Origin of the sequence: Kocuria sp. LHG3120 (assembly GCF_049897445.1) — a bacterium.
In the GTDB taxonomy this organism is placed as follows: domain Bacteria; phylum Actinomycetota; class Actinomycetes; order Actinomycetales; family Micrococcaceae; genus Kocuria; species Kocuria rosea.
The window spans coordinates 122,133-137,401 of the sequence record NZ_JAFCWG010000007.1; the positions used below are offsets into that span (position 1 = coordinate 122,133).

The 15,269-nt window shown below is 75.9% G+C and carries 16 protein-coding genes; 5 read left to right on the forward strand and 11 right to left on the reverse strand.

Translation table 11 applies throughout. The features are described 5' to 3' along the window. Positions 1-28: 28 nt before the first annotated feature. The gene (locus tag ACP7CD_RS14420) at positions 29-796 is read left to right on the forward strand and encodes a CDP-alcohol phosphatidyltransferase family protein (RefSeq protein WP_426120495.1); all 768 of its coding nucleotides are present in this window, start codon (positions 29-31) and stop codon (positions 794-796) included. Here ACP7CD_RS14420 and ACP7CD_RS14425 read toward each other — a convergent pair. The 5 genes from ACP7CD_RS14425 to ACP7CD_RS14445 form a co-directional block, all read right to left on the reverse strand. Then, positions 789-1,655 (reverse strand): class I SAM-dependent methyltransferase, encoded by an 867-nt coding sequence (locus ACP7CD_RS14425; protein ID WP_426120496.1) that lies wholly within the window; start codon positions 1,653-1,655, stop codon positions 789-791. The genes ACP7CD_RS14420 and ACP7CD_RS14425 overlap by 8 nt on opposite strands. After that, positions 1,652-2,830 (reverse strand): glycosyltransferase family 4 protein, encoded by a 1,179-nt coding sequence (locus ACP7CD_RS14430; RefSeq protein WP_426120497.1) that lies wholly within the window; start codon positions 2,828-2,830, stop codon positions 1,652-1,654. Before ACP7CD_RS14430 ends, ACP7CD_RS14425 begins: the two co-directional genes overlap by 4 nt. Beyond that, positions 2,827-3,246: a 6-pyruvoyl trahydropterin synthase family protein gene (locus ACP7CD_RS14435; protein ID WP_426120498.1), complete on the reverse strand. Its 420-nt coding sequence runs from the start codon at positions 3,244-3,246 to the stop codon at positions 2,827-2,829. Before ACP7CD_RS14435 ends, ACP7CD_RS14430 begins: the two co-directional genes overlap by 4 nt. A 30-nt stretch (positions 3,247-3,276) precedes the next feature. Then, positions 3,277-4,284, reverse strand: a complete 1,008-nt coding sequence (locus tag ACP7CD_RS14440) for a zinc-dependent alcohol dehydrogenase (protein ID WP_095650311.1) — start codon at positions 4,282-4,284, stop codon at positions 3,277-3,279. A gap of 115 nt (positions 4,285-4,399) precedes the next feature. Continuing rightward, positions 4,400-4,870: a MarR family winged helix-turn-helix transcriptional regulator gene (locus ACP7CD_RS14445; RefSeq protein WP_017834752.1), complete on the reverse strand. Its 471-nt coding sequence runs from the start codon at positions 4,868-4,870 to the stop codon at positions 4,400-4,402. Between the two features lie 75 nt (positions 4,871-4,945). Here ACP7CD_RS14445 and ACP7CD_RS14450 point away from each other — a divergent pair, with 75 nt between their 5' ends. From ACP7CD_RS14450 to ACP7CD_RS14460, 3 genes are all read left to right on the forward strand, one after another. Further along, a complete protein-coding gene (locus ACP7CD_RS14450) occupies positions 4,946-5,593 on the forward strand; it encodes a maleylpyruvate isomerase family mycothiol-dependent enzyme (protein ID WP_017834751.1) in 648 nt (215 codons plus the stop codon). A 73-nt stretch (positions 5,594-5,666) separates the two neighbouring features. Beyond that, complete coding sequence (locus ACP7CD_RS14455) at positions 5,667-6,200, forward strand: alpha/beta fold hydrolase (RefSeq protein WP_017834750.1); 534 nt, start codon at positions 5,667-5,669, stop codon at positions 6,198-6,200. A 52-nt stretch (positions 6,201-6,252) separates the two neighbouring features. Then, a complete protein-coding gene (locus ACP7CD_RS14460) occupies positions 6,253-7,194 on the forward strand; it encodes a serine hydrolase (protein WP_138976487.1) in 942 nt (313 codons plus the stop codon). Positions 7,195-7,196: 2 nt separating this feature from the next. On the opposite strand, the gene fmdA is transcribed toward ACP7CD_RS14460, so the two are convergent. The 6 genes from fmdA to ACP7CD_RS14490 form a co-directional block, all read right to left on the reverse strand. Continuing rightward, positions 7,197-8,450 carry a formamidase gene (fmdA, locus tag ACP7CD_RS14465; RefSeq protein ID WP_035923336.1) on the reverse strand — a complete coding sequence of 418 codons (1,254 nt, stop codon included), beginning with the start codon at positions 8,448-8,450 and terminating at the stop codon, positions 7,197-7,199. A 40-nt stretch (positions 8,451-8,490) separates the two neighbouring features. Beyond that, positions 8,491-8,775, reverse strand: a complete 285-nt coding sequence (locus ACP7CD_RS14470; RefSeq protein WP_109221354.1) for an FmdB family zinc ribbon protein — start codon at positions 8,773-8,775, stop codon at positions 8,491-8,493. Between the two features lie 162 nt (positions 8,776-8,937). Beyond that, positions 8,938-10,365, reverse strand: coding sequence for an FAD-binding oxidoreductase (locus ACP7CD_RS14475; RefSeq protein ID WP_426120499.1), 1,428 nt, complete (start codon positions 10,363-10,365; stop codon positions 8,938-8,940). Positions 10,366-10,477: 112 nt separating this feature from the next. Continuing rightward, positions 10,478-12,232 (reverse strand): peptidoglycan DD-metalloendopeptidase family protein, encoded by a 1,755-nt coding sequence (locus ACP7CD_RS14480; RefSeq protein ID WP_426120500.1) that lies wholly within the window; start codon positions 12,230-12,232, stop codon positions 10,478-10,480. A gap of 184 nt (positions 12,233-12,416) precedes the next feature. Continuing rightward, positions 12,417-12,941, reverse strand: a complete 525-nt coding sequence (locus tag ACP7CD_RS14485) for a mycothiol transferase (protein WP_109221357.1) — start codon at positions 12,939-12,941, stop codon at positions 12,417-12,419. A 112-nt stretch (positions 12,942-13,053) separates the two neighbouring features. Beyond that, entirely contained in the window at positions 13,054-14,571 is a 1,518-nt protein-coding gene (locus ACP7CD_RS14490; protein WP_109221358.1) for an MFS transporter, read from the reverse strand. A 122-nt stretch (positions 14,572-14,693) separates the two neighbouring features. Here ACP7CD_RS14490 and ACP7CD_RS14495 point away from each other — a divergent pair, with 122 nt between their 5' ends. Further along, the gene (locus ACP7CD_RS14495; RefSeq protein ID WP_031283706.1) at positions 14,694-15,239 is read left to right on the forward strand and encodes a TetR family transcriptional regulator; all 546 of its coding nucleotides are present in this window, start codon (positions 14,694-14,696) and stop codon (positions 15,237-15,239) included. Positions 15,240-15,269 lie beyond the last annotated feature (30 nt).

Below are 15,269 nucleotides of genomic sequence, written 5' to 3' on the forward strand. Positions count from 1 at the left end.
GAAGACCCCCGACGCGGAAGGCGACCGCATGCCCCTGGCCCGTTCCACCGGCCCGCACTCCTCGGCGCGCCGGGACGGTCTGCTCGCCTTCGCGGTGCTGGGCGGCGCCCTCGCGGCGCTCCTCCTCCTGGCGGACGCGGCGCTCCCCGTGCTGGCGTGCTCGGTGCTGCTGGGTCTCGCCGTGCTCGGGGCGGTGGTGCGCAGCACCGTGCGCCGCCGCGGCGAGCCCTACGGCCCCGCCGACCGGGTCACCGTGGGCCGCTCCGTGCTCGTCGCCCTGGCCGCCGCGCTCCTGCCCCTGGGGCTGGCCCCCGTGCTGGGGCATGACGGGGGCCGGCCCGCCGACGCCTGGTGCTGGACCGTGTTCGCCGTCGCGCTGCCCGCGTGGCTGCTCGACGGGATCGACGGGTGGGTGGCGCGCCGCACCGGGACCGCCACGCGCGCCGGGGCCCGGTTCGACCAGGAGGTCGACGCCGTGCTGCTGCTGCTCCTCTCGGTGGCGGTCGCCGCCCGGATCGGGCTGCCGGAGGCGTCGTGGGTGGTGGTGATCGGCGCCCTGCGCTACCTCTTCCTGCTGGGCCTGCGGGTGCGCCCGGCGTGGCGCCGCGAGCTGCCCTTCTCCTCGTACCGGCGGGTGGTGGCGGGGATCCAGGGCGGCGTCCTGCTCGGCACGCTGGTCCCCCTGATCCCGCTGCCGCTGGCCGTCACGGCCACCGTGATCGCGCTCGTCCTGCTGCTGGTGTCCTTCGGCCGGGACGTGCTGTGGCTGGAGCGGTGCGCCCGCGGCCTCAGCTGACGGGCGGCAGGCCGAGCACGTCCGCGTGCCCCACCGTGGCCCGCAGCCGGCCGCGGGCGCAGTCCACCAGGCGGGTCCGCAGCCAGGCGTGGGCCTCGGCCGTGAGGTCCGGGCGGTGCTCCACGGCGGCGTCCGCGCGGTCGGCGAGGAACCGCTCCAGGAGGGGCCGGGCCCACGGCTGGTCGGAGATCCACCAGGGGGTGGGCGTCACGTCCACGACCATGCCGCGCTCCTGCAGGGCCTCCGCGGCCAGCCGCACGGCATCGGTCCCGGCGAGCTCGCCGCGGTGCTGGTGGTCCTCGAAGGCGCCCAGCACCGAGGGGTCCAGGTGATGGGGCGGGTCGAGGAGGACCTCGCCGTCGACGGTCAGGGCGAGGAGCGCCGGGACGGCCTCCGCGGAGAGCACGCGGGCCAGGTCCCGGAGCTGCTGCCGGGTCAGCAGGTCGAGCAGGGCGGAGCACGTCACGAGCCGGCGGGCCGCCGGGTGCTCCGCGAGCACTCGGCCGAGCTCCTCGACCCCGGCGAGGACGGGCACGACGTCGGCCCCCTCCGCCCGGGCGGCGGCCACGGCCTGGTCGAGCAGCTCGCGGTCGTGGTCGAGCAGGATCCAGCGCTGGGGGCCGGGGAGGTGCCGGGCGAGCCAGGCCCGGTTCGCGCCCGTCCCGGCGCCGAGGTCCACCACCACGACCGGCTCGGTGTCCGCGGCGCCGGGGGCCGCGGCCGGCGGCAGCTGCTCCCAGTGCCGCACGATGCGGGCGATCAGCGGCAGGGAGTCCTCGCGGGCCGCGGCGTCGGCGGGCTCCCGCAGGGCCAGCCAGTCGCCGGCGACGGGACGGTCGGGGGCGGAGTGGTTCGTCATGACGGTCTCCTGGTGCGGTCGTGGTCGGGGTCGGGACTGCGCCCGAGGGGATCGGACGGGTCGAGGGGCGGGTCGAAGGGCGGGCCGATCGCCGCGAGGACGTCGCGGGCGGTGTCCGTCCAGCTGCGCAGGCGGTCGCGGCGGGCCAGTGCGGCGGCCCGCCACTGCGCGCGCAGGGCGGGGTCGGTCAGCCAGTCGCGCAGCACCGCGGTCCAGGCGGACGGGTCGGCGGGGTCGAGGGCGGCACCGGCCCGGAGGCCGGCGCCGGGCGGAACACCGGTGTCGGGCGCACCCCGGGGCCCCGGCGTGCCGTCGAGGGCCTCGACCGCACCGGTGCCGGCCGCGACCACCGCGGGCACGCCGTGGGCGAGCGCCTCGGTGACGACCATGCCGTAGGTCTCGGTCGTGGAGGGCAGCAGCAGCAGGTCGGTGCGCGCCCACTGCCGGGCCAGCGCGGCGCCCTCGAGGGGGCCGGGCCAACGCACGCGCCCCGGATCGGGGAGCTCCCGGACCGCGGCGCGCAGAGCGCGGACGTGCTCGGGGTCGCCCTCGGGGCCGACAAGGTCCAGGGTCCAGCCGAGGGCGGCCAGCGGCGCGAGGGCCTCCAGCAGGAGGCCCTGGTTCTTGCGCGGGGTCAGGGACGCCACACAGGTCAGCCGCGGCGGGCGCGACCCCGCGGCCACCGGTCCGCGCTCGGCCCCCGGCTCGGCCACGACGGCGTCCGCGGTGCCGTAGCGGCGCAGGAGGTCGCGGGCCGCCCAGGCGCTGGGCGCCAGCACGCCGGTGGCGGCGGCGAGAGCGGTCGCCTCCCGCCGGGCGAGCTCCGTGGCGGCCGCGGGCTCCAGCCCGGTCTCGGCGGGCAGGGGCAGGTGCACGAGCAGGTGCACGGGCAGCCCGGAGCGCACGGCGTCGTCGACCGCCTCCGGGGCGGCGCACCCCACGAGGCCGTCGAGGACGACCGCCCGCCCGGGGGCCGGTGCGCCCAGCGCGCGCCGCAGCCGGGCCCGGGCGGCACCGTCCGGCGCGGGCCAGCACCCGGCCACCGGCACGAGCCGGGCCGGGCGCCCCAGGGCGTCCAGCGCCGCCACGAGCCGGCGGTCGTAGAGCGAGCCGCCGGTGGGCCGCCCGCCGTCGTCGGGCACCACCACGTCGATGCCCGCGCGCGCGGTGCTCACCGGGCGGGGGCGGGCCCGCCGCGCTCGCTCAGCACGGGCAGCTCGAGGGTGTAGGAGGCCCAGGCGTCGGGGGTCTCCCGGAGGGTCACGGTCAGCCGCTCGAGCCCTTCGACGAACGCCGCCCCCGCCGCGAGCCGCTCGGCGACGTACTGGGCCAGGACCTCCGTGGTGGACAGCCGGCCCGTGAAGTCCGGATGCTCGTCGAGGTTGCGGTAGCGCAGCCCGTCGAGGACGCCCGCGAGCAGGTCGTTGGCCACGCCGATGTCCATGACCACCCCGTGCTCGTCGAGGACCGGCCGGGACCAGGTGGTCTCCACCACGTAGGTGGCCCCGTGCAGGTTCTGGGCGGGGCCGAAGAACGGGTCCGGCAGGCTGTGGGCGATCATCATGTGGTCTCGGACGGTCAGGGTGAACACGGAGCTCCTCGGGTCGGTGGGGGGGGGCGGTCAGTCGTAGTGCACCACGTGGCACAGGACGTCCGGGGCCCCTGCGGCGAGCCGCGCCATCGTGGCGGGCAGCTCCTCGAACGAGGAGCTCCCGGAGAGCAGGGCGTCGAAGCGGGGGTCCCGGAGGGCGTCCAGCGCTGTGGCGAGCCGGTCGGCGGTCGTGCGGCGGGCCCGGCGGGCGGGGGCGACGACGCCCACCTGGCTGGCGCGCAGCTGCAGCCGGCGGGCGTGGAAGTCGGCGCCGAGCGGGACGGCAGGGTCCTCGTCGCCGTACCAGGACAGCTCGATCAGCTCCCCCTCGTCGCCGAGCAGCTCGAGCCCCCGCGCCAGGCCGGCGGCGGTGGAGGAGGCGTGCAGGACGACGTCGCACTCCCCCGCGGCGTCCTCCGGCAGCACGTGCTCCACGCCGAGCCGGGCCGCGAGCCCCCCGCGGGACGGCTGCGGGTCCACGAGCTGCAGCCGGGCCAGCGGGAAGCGGGCCAGCAGCGCGGCCGTGCACGCGCCGATCATCCCGGCGCCGACCACGGCCACGCGGTCCCCGAAGCGGGGCGCGGCCTCCCACAGCGCGTTGACGGCCGTCTCCACCGAGCCCGCGAGCACCGCGCGCCCGGAGGGGACGTCGTCGGGCACCGGGGTCACGGCGGAGGCCGGGAGCACGTAGCGGTCCTGGTGGGGGTGGAGGCTGAAGACCCGCCGGCCCACCAGGTCCTCCGGCCCCTGCTCCACGACGCCCACGGAGAGGTAGCCGTACTTCACGGGGCCGGGGAAGTCCCCCTCCTGGTACGGGGCGCGCATCCGCCCGTGCACGCGCGCCGGGACGAGGCCGCGGTGGACGAGCGACTCGGTGCCGCGGCTGACCCCGGAGCGCAGCGCCCGCACCAGGACGTCCTCGGGGCCCGGGACGGGCAGCTCCGCGGTGCGCAGCTCTCCCCGGCCGGGCTCCACGGTCCAGTAGGCGCGGCCGGTGCGGGGGTCCTCCGGCGGGGCGGGGTGAGCGGCGTCGGTCATGGTCCCATTGTGTCCTGACGGCCGCGCCGCGCCACCGGGTGACCACGGCGCGCCCCCGTGACCCCCGTGCCCCCGGCCGACCACGCCGCCGCGGGGTCGGCCGGGCGCTGCCGGGTCAGCCGGGCGCCCCGTGGTCGGCCGGCGGGGAGCGGACGTCGCCGGGCTCCTCGTGCAGCTCGGCGAGCGCCCGGCGCAGCGCGGCATAGCGCCGCGCCCCGAGCCGGCGCCGCCACTGCTCCTCCACCTCGGCGACCACCCCGGCCGCCACCGCCTGGGCGGCCCGGCCGCGCTCGGCGACGCTCACGAGCCGCGCCCGGGCGTCGGCGGGATCGGGGCGCCGCTCCACGTACCCCTCCTCCTCCAGGGCCTGGACGAGGAGGCTGGCCGTCTGCTTGGTGACCCGGGCCTGCTCCGCCAGCTGCACCGTGCGGGTGCCGCCCGGGCCGATGCGCTGGAAGATCCGGGCCTGCGCGTAGGAGAGGTCCGCGAAGCCGGCGGCGTGCAGGGCCTCGACCACCCGGATCTCCATGTCCCGGTACGGGTAGTACAGCAGCAGCCCGGTGTTGGTCCTCGCGTCCTCGTGCATGCCCACCCCTTGACAGCCTGGCCGTCGCCGCCGGAAAATTCAGTCAGGAAACCTGACCATTTGGAGGAGATTATCATGGACCGCGACGCCATCTGGGACGCCGTCCACCGGGAGCGGTCCGCGCTGGCGGACCTGCTCGAGACGCTCCGCCCCGAGGAGTGGGACCACCCCACCCTCTGCTCGGGATGGGCGGTGCGGGACGTCGCGGCCCACGTCATCGCCTCGCCCCAGGTCGGTCTCGCCGATCTCGTCCCGGCCCTGTGGCGGGGCCGCGGGGACTACAACCGCGCCCTGTACCTGGACGCCCGGGCCCGCGGTCGCCGGCCGGTCGAGTCGATCCTCGCCGACTACCGCCGCCTGGACGGCTCGAGGCGCCACCCGCCGGGCACGACCGTCCGCGAGCCGCTGCTGGACGTCCTGGTCCACACCCAGGACATCGTCCTGCCCCTGGGCCGGCACCACGCCATGCCCCCGGAGGCCGCGCGCACGGCCGCCGACCGGGTGTGGTCCATGCCGTTCCCGTTCCGGGCGCGCCGGAGACTGCGCGGGGTGACGCTGACCGCAACCGACGTCGACTGGCGCGCCGGCAGCGGCCCCGAGGTCCGAGGCGCCATCGACGCGCTCCTGCTGCTGCTGACCGGCCGCACCGCGGCGCTGGACCGGCTCGAGGGGCCCGGCCTCGACGTCGTGGGAGCGGGCCCGGGAGCCTCCCGCCGCTCTTGACACCTCGCCGCGGCGGCGGGGACGCTGGTGGAGGCGGCGTCCGCCGTCACCTCCCCCGTCCCCGAGGTGACCCATGGTCCAGCGCATCCTCTTCCTGCACGGTGCCGGGCCCCAGCCCCGCACCGGCGACAACCCGGTGCTCGAGGCCGTGCGGCGGCAGTGGCCCGATGCCGACCTCGTGGCCCCGGACCTCCCGAGCCCGGAGGACCCCGACCCGGACCAGTGGCAGGAGGCGATCGGCCGGGCCGTCCGCGCCATCCCGGACGAGCCCTGGGTGATCGTGGGCCACTCCCTCGGCGGGTCCGAGGCCCTGCGCTTCCTCTGCCACCGGATCCCCACCCTGCTGCAGCGCGTCGTGACCGTGGCGGCCCCGTGCTGGTGCCCGGAGCACCCGGACGTGGAGGAGCAGGGCTTCGCCCTGCCCTCCACCGTGGGCCGGAAGCTCGCCGACCTCGAGATCGTCGTGGTCCACGCCGAGGACGACGACGTGGTGCCCCCCGCCCACGCGCGCTGCCTCACCGAGCGGCTGCCCTCGGCCCAGCTCGTGCTGCTCCCCTCCGGTGGGCACCTGCCGACGTCCTGGACGGACCGGGGTCTCATTGCGTGAGCCGGACCCGCCCGGCTCGGCAGGACGGCCGCCGTGCGAGAGCATGGGCACCATGAGCCGATCGCACCCGCAGCACCGCAGGACCGTCCGCACCCTGGGGGCCGCCGCGCTCCTCCTGGGACTCACCGTCCCGGCCCCCGCGGCGGCGCTCCCGGACGCCCCGGGCGGCGCGGCCGCCACGACCGCGGCGGTCACCGTCCCCGCCTCCTGCGGTCCGGCCGCGGGTCCGCTGCCCGCCGCGGTGGGACCCGCGGCGCAGGACGACCGGCGCGCCCTGACCACCGCGCTGGACGGGCTGAGCGCGGCGGTGGGCGCCGAGATCGGGCTGCTGGTGCAGGACGCGGACGGCCGCACGGTCTTCGCCCACCGCCCCGAGGTGTCCGGCATGGAGGCCAGCCTCTCCAAGGTCCCGCTGGCCCTCACCATCATGCGCCTGGCCGCCGAGCGGGACGGCCGGCTCACGGAGCAGCAGCGGGCCCTGATCCGCGACAGCGTCCACGAGAGCGGCAACGAGTCCACCACCGCCCTCTACGGCGCGCTCGGGCCCACGCTCTCCGCCATGGAGGGCGAGCTCAACGAGACCTACGACCTCATGGGCGTCAGCTCGACCCGGTCCTCGGGCGGCTGGGGCCACAACCTGACCACCGCCTCCGACCAGCTGGCCGTGCTGGGCACGGTCGTCCACGGGGCGGACTGGCTGCCCGAGGAGGACCTGGCCTGGCTGCGGGAGCAGATGCGGCCCACCCATCCGTCCCAGACCTGGGGCGTGGGCGCGGCCCGCGCGGACGGGTCCGGGGCGGCGGACTCCCTCGTCAAGAACGGGTGGCTGCCGGACGCCGGCGGCGCGTGGGACACCCACAGCGTGGGGCGCACGGTGTCGGGCGGGACCGCCCACCACATCGCGGTGCTGGGCTCCGGCTACCCCTCCGCGGCCTGCGGCCAGGACGTGGCCACCGCCGTGGTCGACCTGTACCTCGCGCTCGGGACCGGCTGAGCTCACGCGGCCGCGTGCGGCGCCCCCGCGCCCGGATCCACCCGGTGCGGTCCGGACGCGGACGGCCGGACGTCGAAGTCGAAGATCGCGGTGGGCAGATAGACCGTGGCGCAGGAGTTGGGGATGTCCACCACCCCCGAGAACCGGCCCTCGATCGGCGCGGCGCCCAGCAGCAGGTACGCCTGCTCCGGGGAGTACCCGAACTTCGTGAGGTAGTCGACGGCGTGCAGGCACGCCCGCTGGTAGGACAGCTGCGAGTCGAGGTAGCGCTGCTCGCCGTCGAGGGTCACCGAGGTGCCGGAGAAGGCGATCCACTCGCTGTACTGCGGGTCCGTCCTGCCCGGCAGGAAGATCGCGTTCTCCGTGACCCCGTAGGTCTCCATCCCGCCCTTGATGACGTCCACGTGGAAGTCGATGAACCCGCCCATCTCGATGGCGCCGCAGAACGTGATCTCGCCGTCGCCCTGGGAGAAGTGCAGGTCGCCCACGGAGAAGTTCGCGCCGTCCACGAAGACGGGGTAGAAGACGCGGGTGCCCTTGGTGAGGTTCTTGATGTCCTGGTTGCCGCCGTTCTCGCGGGGCGGCGCGGTGCGCGCGGCCTCCGCGGCGACCCGCTCGACGTCCGGGCCGGGAACCCCGCCGAGCAGGGCGTTCTCCGGCTCGGGCGGCAGCGCCAGGGGCGGGACCCGGTCCGGGTCGGTGGCGATGAGCGCCCCTTCGCGCGCGTTCCACCGGGCCAGGAGCTCCGCGGAGGGCGCGGTGCCCATCAGGCCGGGGTGGACGATGCCGGTGAACGAGACCTCCGGGACGTGCCGGGAGGTCGCGGTCTGGCCGCGGAAGTCCCAGATCGCCTTGTAGGCGTCCGGGAACCGGTCGGTGAGGAAGCCGCCACCGTTGGACCGCGCGAAGACGCCGGTGTACCCCCAGCCCTGCCCGGCCAGGGGGCCGGAGTCCTCCTGCGGGATCGGGCCGACGTCGAGGATGTCGACGACGAGCAGGTCGCCCGGCTGGGCGCCCTGCACCGCGAACGGGCCGGAGAGCTTGTGCACGGTCGTCAGCGGCGCGTTGAGGACGTCCTCGGCGGAGTCGTCGTTGACGATCGCGCCGTCGAACCACTCCCGGCAGTGCACCCGGAACGTGTCCCCCGGTCGCACGGTGGCCACCGGGGGGATCTCCGGGTGCCACCGGTTGTGCCCGACCAGCTGCTGGTCCTCGAACGGCCGTGACGAGTCCAGGGGAAAGATGAGCTCCGGCATGACGTGCCTCCTTGGCGGCTGTGCTGCGGTGGTGTGCCTCTCAGGGCCGGGGAAGTCTGCGGTGCAGGGGGTTGCCGGTGGTGCGGGTCGCTCGCCGGGAGCCGGGCGGGGGCGCGGCGACGACGTCGGGCTCCGCGGCGGTGCGCTCGGTGCGCTCGATCAGCCGGGCCGCGGGGGTGCCGGCCCGGGAGAGCCCGGGCGCGCTCATCAGCCGCCGCGCCGCGGAGCCGCAGCCGGGGCAGTCGCTCTCGCGCGTGGCCGCGCCCATGCCCAGCAGGACCTCGAAGTCGCCGCACTCCCGGCACCGGTACTCGTAGATCGGCATGCGGGGCGCCTCCCGGGAACGCGGGGTCTCTGGACTGACGACCCTAGTGCGGGGTCCGTGGCCGGGGAAGGGCTGCCATCGACATCGCCCGGACATGACGGGGCGGGGCCGCAGGTTCCTCGGGGCGCGAGCCCGCACCAGGAGGCCCTGCCGGACGTGCGCTCAGGGCCGGCCGGGCGGCACGTTCAGGTTGTGCCGGAAGAGGTTCCCGGGATCGTAGCGGTCCTTGAGGGCGGCCAGCCGCTGGTGCTTCTCCCGCCCGTAGGCCAGGCGGGCCGCCTCCACCGGGTCGCCCCCGAGCTCGGCGTCGGGCCCCATGAGGCCGACGTACTCGCCGTGCTCGGCGAACGGCTGCATCGTGTCCCGCACGGTCCGCACGAAGGCTGCGAGGTGCTCGTCCTCGGCCGGGTCGTGCCGGACGCCGTGCACCGTCAGCCAGTACCGTGCGGACCGGTTGGGGAAGGCGGTGGCCTCCTCGGGCACCCTGCCGAAGGCGCCCTCGAGGTGGTGGACGTCGATGCCGGTGCCTCGGCAGGTGATCCCGGAGGCCAGCCCGACGAGGACGTCGACGACCTCGTCGTCCAGCCGGGAGAAGGGAAGGTTGCGCCAGTGGCCGTGCGAGCCCCGGGGGAAGAGCCCGTCCCGCGCCCCCTGCCACGCGAGCCAGGGCGTCGGGCCCATCTCCTCGGCGTCGGGCGGAGCGTCCTCCCGCAGTCCGTCGACGACGTCCAGGCCTGCTGCGTGGTCCTCCGAGACCCAGCTGAACCCCACGGTCAGCACCGGTTCCTCGCCCATCCCGGCCGCCGGGGGCGGGATCGCGAAGGTGAGGACCGGGTTCATCTCGTCCGGCAGACCGCGCGACCACGCGGCGAAGGCGGACAGGGCGCCCGCCCAGCGCGGCCTTCGGTAGTGGAGGTTCCCCGCGAGCACGGTGGACGGCAGCCGGCGGGCCCGGAAGGTGAAGGAGGAGACCACCCCGAGGTTGCCCCCGCCGCCGCGGAGCCCCCAGAACAGCCCGGCGTTCTCCTCCTCGCTGACGTGCAGGTGGTCGCCGGCGGCGGTCACGACGTCGGCCGAGTCCAGGTTGTCGAGGGTCAGCCCGCTGCTGCGGGTCAGCCACCCCATGCCCCCGCACAGGGTCAGCCCCGCCACGCCCACCGCGCCGGTGAGGCCGCCGGGAACGGCGAGGCCGTGCCGGGCCGTGGCGCGGTCGAGAGCGGCGACGGTGGTGCCGGGCTCCACGCTCACGAGCTGGTACGCGGGATCGACGACGACGCTCCGCAGCCGCCCGAGGTCCAGCACCAGGCCGCCCTCGACCGTGCCGTGGCCCGCCACGCCGTGCCCGCCGCCCCGCACCGCCAGCGGCAGGCGCGTGCGCTGGGCCGTGGCCAGCGCCAGGTCGATGTCGGCGAGGTCCCCGGCCCGCACGACGGCCCGGGGACGGGCGTCGATCAGGCCGTTCCAGACGCGGCGGGCCCTGTCGTAGTCGGCGTCCCCCGGCTCGACCAGCACCCCGGCGAGACGGTCCTGGAGTTCCTGGAGCGCCCTGGTCGTCCCGTGGTCCGGCGCACCGTGGTCGGTGGTGCTCATGGCTCCCGCTCCTGCGCGACATCAATTCGTCAGCCCGGGGGCAAATTCTAGTCGTCCGTGTTCCCGAGTCGGCAGATGACCTCGTCACGCCTGCATAACTCCAGGCGGGACGTCAGGGACGGACGGTCCCGTCCGCTCCGGCGGCCGGCCCGGGCTCAGCGGCCGGAGCCGCCCCGGCGGCACCGGCGCCCTCCGCGGGGTCGGCCGGAGCGGCCGGACCGGTGGTCCCGGTCCGGCCGGTGACCGGCTCGGCCGCGGCCTTCGGCGCCGGGCGGTCCGGCTCCGCGTCCTGGTCGTTCAGGATCCCGTCGCCGTCGCGGTCCGGGTCGTCCTCGTTGCGCAGGCCGTCGCCGTCCAGGTCCGGGTCGACGTCGTTGAGGACGCCGTCCCCGTCGAGATCCGGGTCCTCGTGGTTCAGCAGGGGGGCGCCGTCGAGGAGGTCGCCGTCCAGGTTGTCGTCGTCGACGTCCAGGATCCCGTCCTTGTCGGTGTCCCGCTCCGCGTCCGGAATCCGCGGGGCGACTCCCGGCTCGGGCTCGGGCTCGGGCTCAGGCGCGGGCTTCACCACGGGCCCGGGCGCCGGCGGGGCCGGCACGGGATCGGGCACGCCAGGATCGGCCGGGGTGGCCGGCACGGCCGGCACGGCCGGGGTGGCGGGCACGGCCGGGGTGGCGGGCACGGCCGGGGTGGCGGGGACGGCCTCCGGCTGCTGCACGGGCGGCTTGGCGGTTCCGGCCTTCTCGGCCTCTGCTCGCTTCGCGGCCTCCGCCTTCTGGACCGCCTCGGCCCTCTTCGCTGCATCCGCCTTCTGGACCGCCTCGGCCCTCTTCACGGCCTCTGCCTTCTGCTGCGCCGCCTGCTTCCGCGCCGCGTCCGCCTTGACCGCGGCCTTCTGGGCGGCCGCCGCCTTCTGCGCGGCCTCGGCCTTCTTCGCCGCCTCGGTCTTCTGCGCCGCCTCGGCCCGCTGCGCGGCCGGGTCCTCGACCGTCTCCGGGACGGGGACCTCGAGGGAGTACTTGCTGCGGGAGGCGGGGATGACGCGCATGCCGTCGACCCAGTCGAAGGACTGCGGGTCGACGGCCTGCCCGTCCACCCAGGTCTCGAAGTGCAGGTGCGGGCCCGTGACGCGGATGCCGGTGGCCCCGACCGTGCCGAGCTGCTCGGAGGCGGCGAGCCGGTCACCGGTGCGCACCCGGACGTCCTCGAGGTGGTTGTAGGTGGTCCTGATCCCGTCCGCGTGGGTGACCTCCACCCGGTTGCCGCCCCAGACGTCCCAGAACACGGCCGTCACCACGCCGTCCAGGGCGGCGACGACCGGCAGCCCCGCCGCGGCGGAGACGTCGGTGCCGTTGTGGAACTCGCGCCCGCCGCGATCCGGGGCGATCCGCCAGCCGAACTGGCCGCCGGGCAGGACGGCGCCGGGACGGGCCGGGGCGATGATCGTGTTGACGGGCAGCTCGCCCTGGTACAGCTTCGGCGCCTGCCGGCCCGGGCGCACGGTCGAGGCCGACTCACGGCCCCCGTCACCGCGGCCCGCCCCGGCCCGCCAGGAGCCCTGGCCCGCGCCGCCGTCCCGCACGGGCGAGGCGGCACGGTCCCCCCGCAGCGGTCCGGCCGGAGGGACTGTCTGCTCCTGACCGGCCGCGAGCAGGCTCCATCCGCTGTCCCGCTGCTCCGTCCGCTCCGCGGAGGCCGCCGGGGCGCCGAAGGCCGAGCCCCGTCCCTGCCCGGCGTCCGGGGTGATGCCGGAGCTGACCGCCACGCTGACGGCCACCAGCGCCGAGAACGCGGTGAGGGCGGTCACCGGCGAGGACGCGCGGTGCCGCAGGTCGGGGCGGGCGGGACGGCGAGAGGAGTCGCGGGGCATGACGGTGTTTCCCCCAGGATGTCGCGACGAGCGACGTGAAGATCGTGCAGGAGTTCGAGGTGCTGGGACCCAGCGTGATCAGCTTAAGCGAACGGACCCTGACCACCGAGGAAACTCCCGTCCCCACATCAGCGCCTTGTCATGCGACGACTTGATGCAAACGCAAACGCCTCGGGACGGGCGATCAGTAGGGCCCCGACCACCCGTCCTCGAGCAGTCCGCGGACGTAGGCGGCCTGGCCGAGGTGCTGCGCGGCGTCGTCGACCGTGCTCACCAGGCGGACGCCACGGGTGACGGGCGGGGTCCACGACCGGTCCACCACGTCGTCCAGCTGGGCCTCCGTGAGCCCGTGCACGTACGCCACGGTGCGCTCGACCACCGCGTCGAGGTAGCCGCGCAGCAGGTCGGGGGACGCCACGCGGATCCGAGCGACGTCCTCCGGCCCGTCTCCGAAGCCCATGGAGGAGTCCGGGACGTCGAGGGCGAACCGCCCGCTCCACCCCTCGGCGGTCCACACCTCCTCCGTGCCGGCGAGCTGGGCCACCTGTGCGTCCTGCTGGCGGGACGCGTGCCACACCAGCCAGGCCACGGAGTTCGCGGTCCCGCCCGGCATGGTGTGCAGCACCTCCGCCGAGATGCCCTCGAGCACGTGCTCCGCCACCTCGGACGGGCGGCGGGCGGCGTCCTCGAACAGTTCCTGCGGCGTCATCGCGACCACTCCTTCCTCGCCGGGGCCGGGCCGGCCCCTGCCGCCGAGCCTACGTCCCCCGGGGCCCGTGGCGCCGGGTCCCGGTGAGGTGGCGGCCCCGGGGGCGGGCGGGTCAGCGCACGGCCGGCCGCAGCATGCGGGAGACCGTGAACGCCGCCAGGAGCACCACGGCCGTCATGACCAGCGCCGTCCAGTGCATGCCCGCGGTGAACGCGGCGACCGCCGCCTCCTGCACCGCGGGACCGAGCGCCCCGGCGCCCTCGGCGATCTCGACAGCGCCCCCGAGGGTTTCGTGCGCCGCGGCCGAGGAGCCGGCGTCCAGGGCCGCGGGCAAGTCGAGGTGGCGCTGGTAGAACGCGGTCAGCAGTCCGCCGAGCACGGCGGTGCCCAGCACCGCACCGACCTCGTAGCCGGTCTCCGAGATCGCCGAGGCCGCTCCGGCCTTGTGCGGCGGGGCCGCCGTGAGGACGAGGTCGTTGGACAGCGTCTCGGCGAGGCCGATGCCGGTGCCCACCAGGCAGAAGGCCACGAGGACCACCAGGGCGCCGGCGGTCGCGGAGAGGTCCGCGAGGGTGACCACGAGGAAGCCGGCCGAGGACAGGAGGATCCCCGCCGTGATCACGGTCCGGGGGCTCAGCCACCGCACGGCGCGCACGGCCACGAAGCCGGCGAGGACCGTGAGGACGAGGCCTGGGACCATGGTGAGCCCCGCGGTCATCGGGTCCAGGCCGACCACGAGCTGCAGGTACTGGGTCAGCATGAACAGGAACCCGTAGAGCCCCACGTTGCCGAGGACGTTGACGGTGACGCCGCCGCGGAAGCCGGGGTGCCGGAACAGGGCGAGGTCGAGCATCGGGTGCGCCAGGACCGCCTGGCGCCGGACGAACAGCACACCGGCCAGCACGCCGAAGGCCGCGCTGAGCAGACCCTGGAAGAGCTCCCCGGAGGCCGTCGCCGCCTTGATGCCGTAGACCACGGGGGTCATGGCGAGCATGGCGAGGAGCACGGACGGCACGTCCACCGGCCCGGGCCGGGGGTCCCGCGACTCCGGCACGAGCAGGGGGCCCAGCACGAGCAGGGGCAGCAGCACCGGCACGGCCATCAGGAACACCGAGCCCCACCAGAAGTGGTTGAGCAGGAAGCCGCCCACGATCGGGCCCAGCGCGGCGCCGCCGCTGAAGCCGCCGGCCCACACCGCGATCGCGATCCGGCGCTGCCCCGGGTCCAGGAAGATGTTGCGCAGCAGGGACAGCGTCGCGGGCATCAGCATGGCGCCGAAGAGCCCCATGGCGGCCCGCCCCGCCACCAGCAGCTCCGCGGTGGGTGCGAAGGCCGACGCCGCGGAGACCGCGGCGAAGCCCGTGCCGCCGATCAGCAGCAGCCGCCGGCGGCCGATCCGGTCCCCCAGGGAGCCCATGGGGATGAGCAGGCCCGCGAGCACGAGGGGGTAGACGTCCACGATCCACAGCAGCTGCGCCCCGGTGGGGTGCAGCGCCTGGGAGATGGTGGGCAGCGCGAAGCTCAGGGCCGTGTTGTCGACCGACACGAGCAGGACGGGCATCATCAGGACCGCGAGCGCGGCCCATTCGCGCGCACCGGCCGTGGGGCGGGGCGTCAGCAGAGTGGTCATGGTTCACCTCCGGGGAACGGATCGGGAGCGGACAGTCTCAGTAACTGTACCGTCTAGACGGTACAGTTATGGGCGAGCTGACACAATGGGCACCACGTCCGACCCAGGGAGGTCTTCCTCACATGCCCCGCCCACCCGTGGCCCGGGACAAGCTCCTGGCCGCCTTCGAGCAGATCGTCCTCGACGACGGCGAGCGCGCCGCGACCCTCGACGCCGTCGCCGCCGCCGCCGGAGTGTCCAAAGGGGGCCTGCTCTACCACTTCCCGCACCGCCAGGCCCTCGTGGACGCGACGCTGCAGCGCCTCGAGGAGCTCATGCAGCTGGACCTCGAGGCCATGGCGGCGGCGCCGGACGGGGCCGCGCGCTACTTCCTGGTCACGTCCCTGTTCGAGGACAGCCGGCTGGACCGGGCCCTGATCGTGGCCTCCCGGCTGGTCCAGGCCGGGGACGAGAACGCCCGGGCCGCCCTGAAGCGGCTCGAAGTGGCATGGTACGAGCTGATCCTCGCGGACGTGGGCGACCCGGTGGTGGCGACCGCGGTCCAGCAGATGGGCGACGGGCTCTACCACAACGCGTCGATCGGCCTGCTGCCCGACGGCAGCGCCCGGCGGCACACCATCCTGGAGCACCTCCTGGCCGCGGTGGACCGGCTCAGCCCACGCCCCTGAGCGCGCCGCGCCGGCCCGGGCGGGACGGCC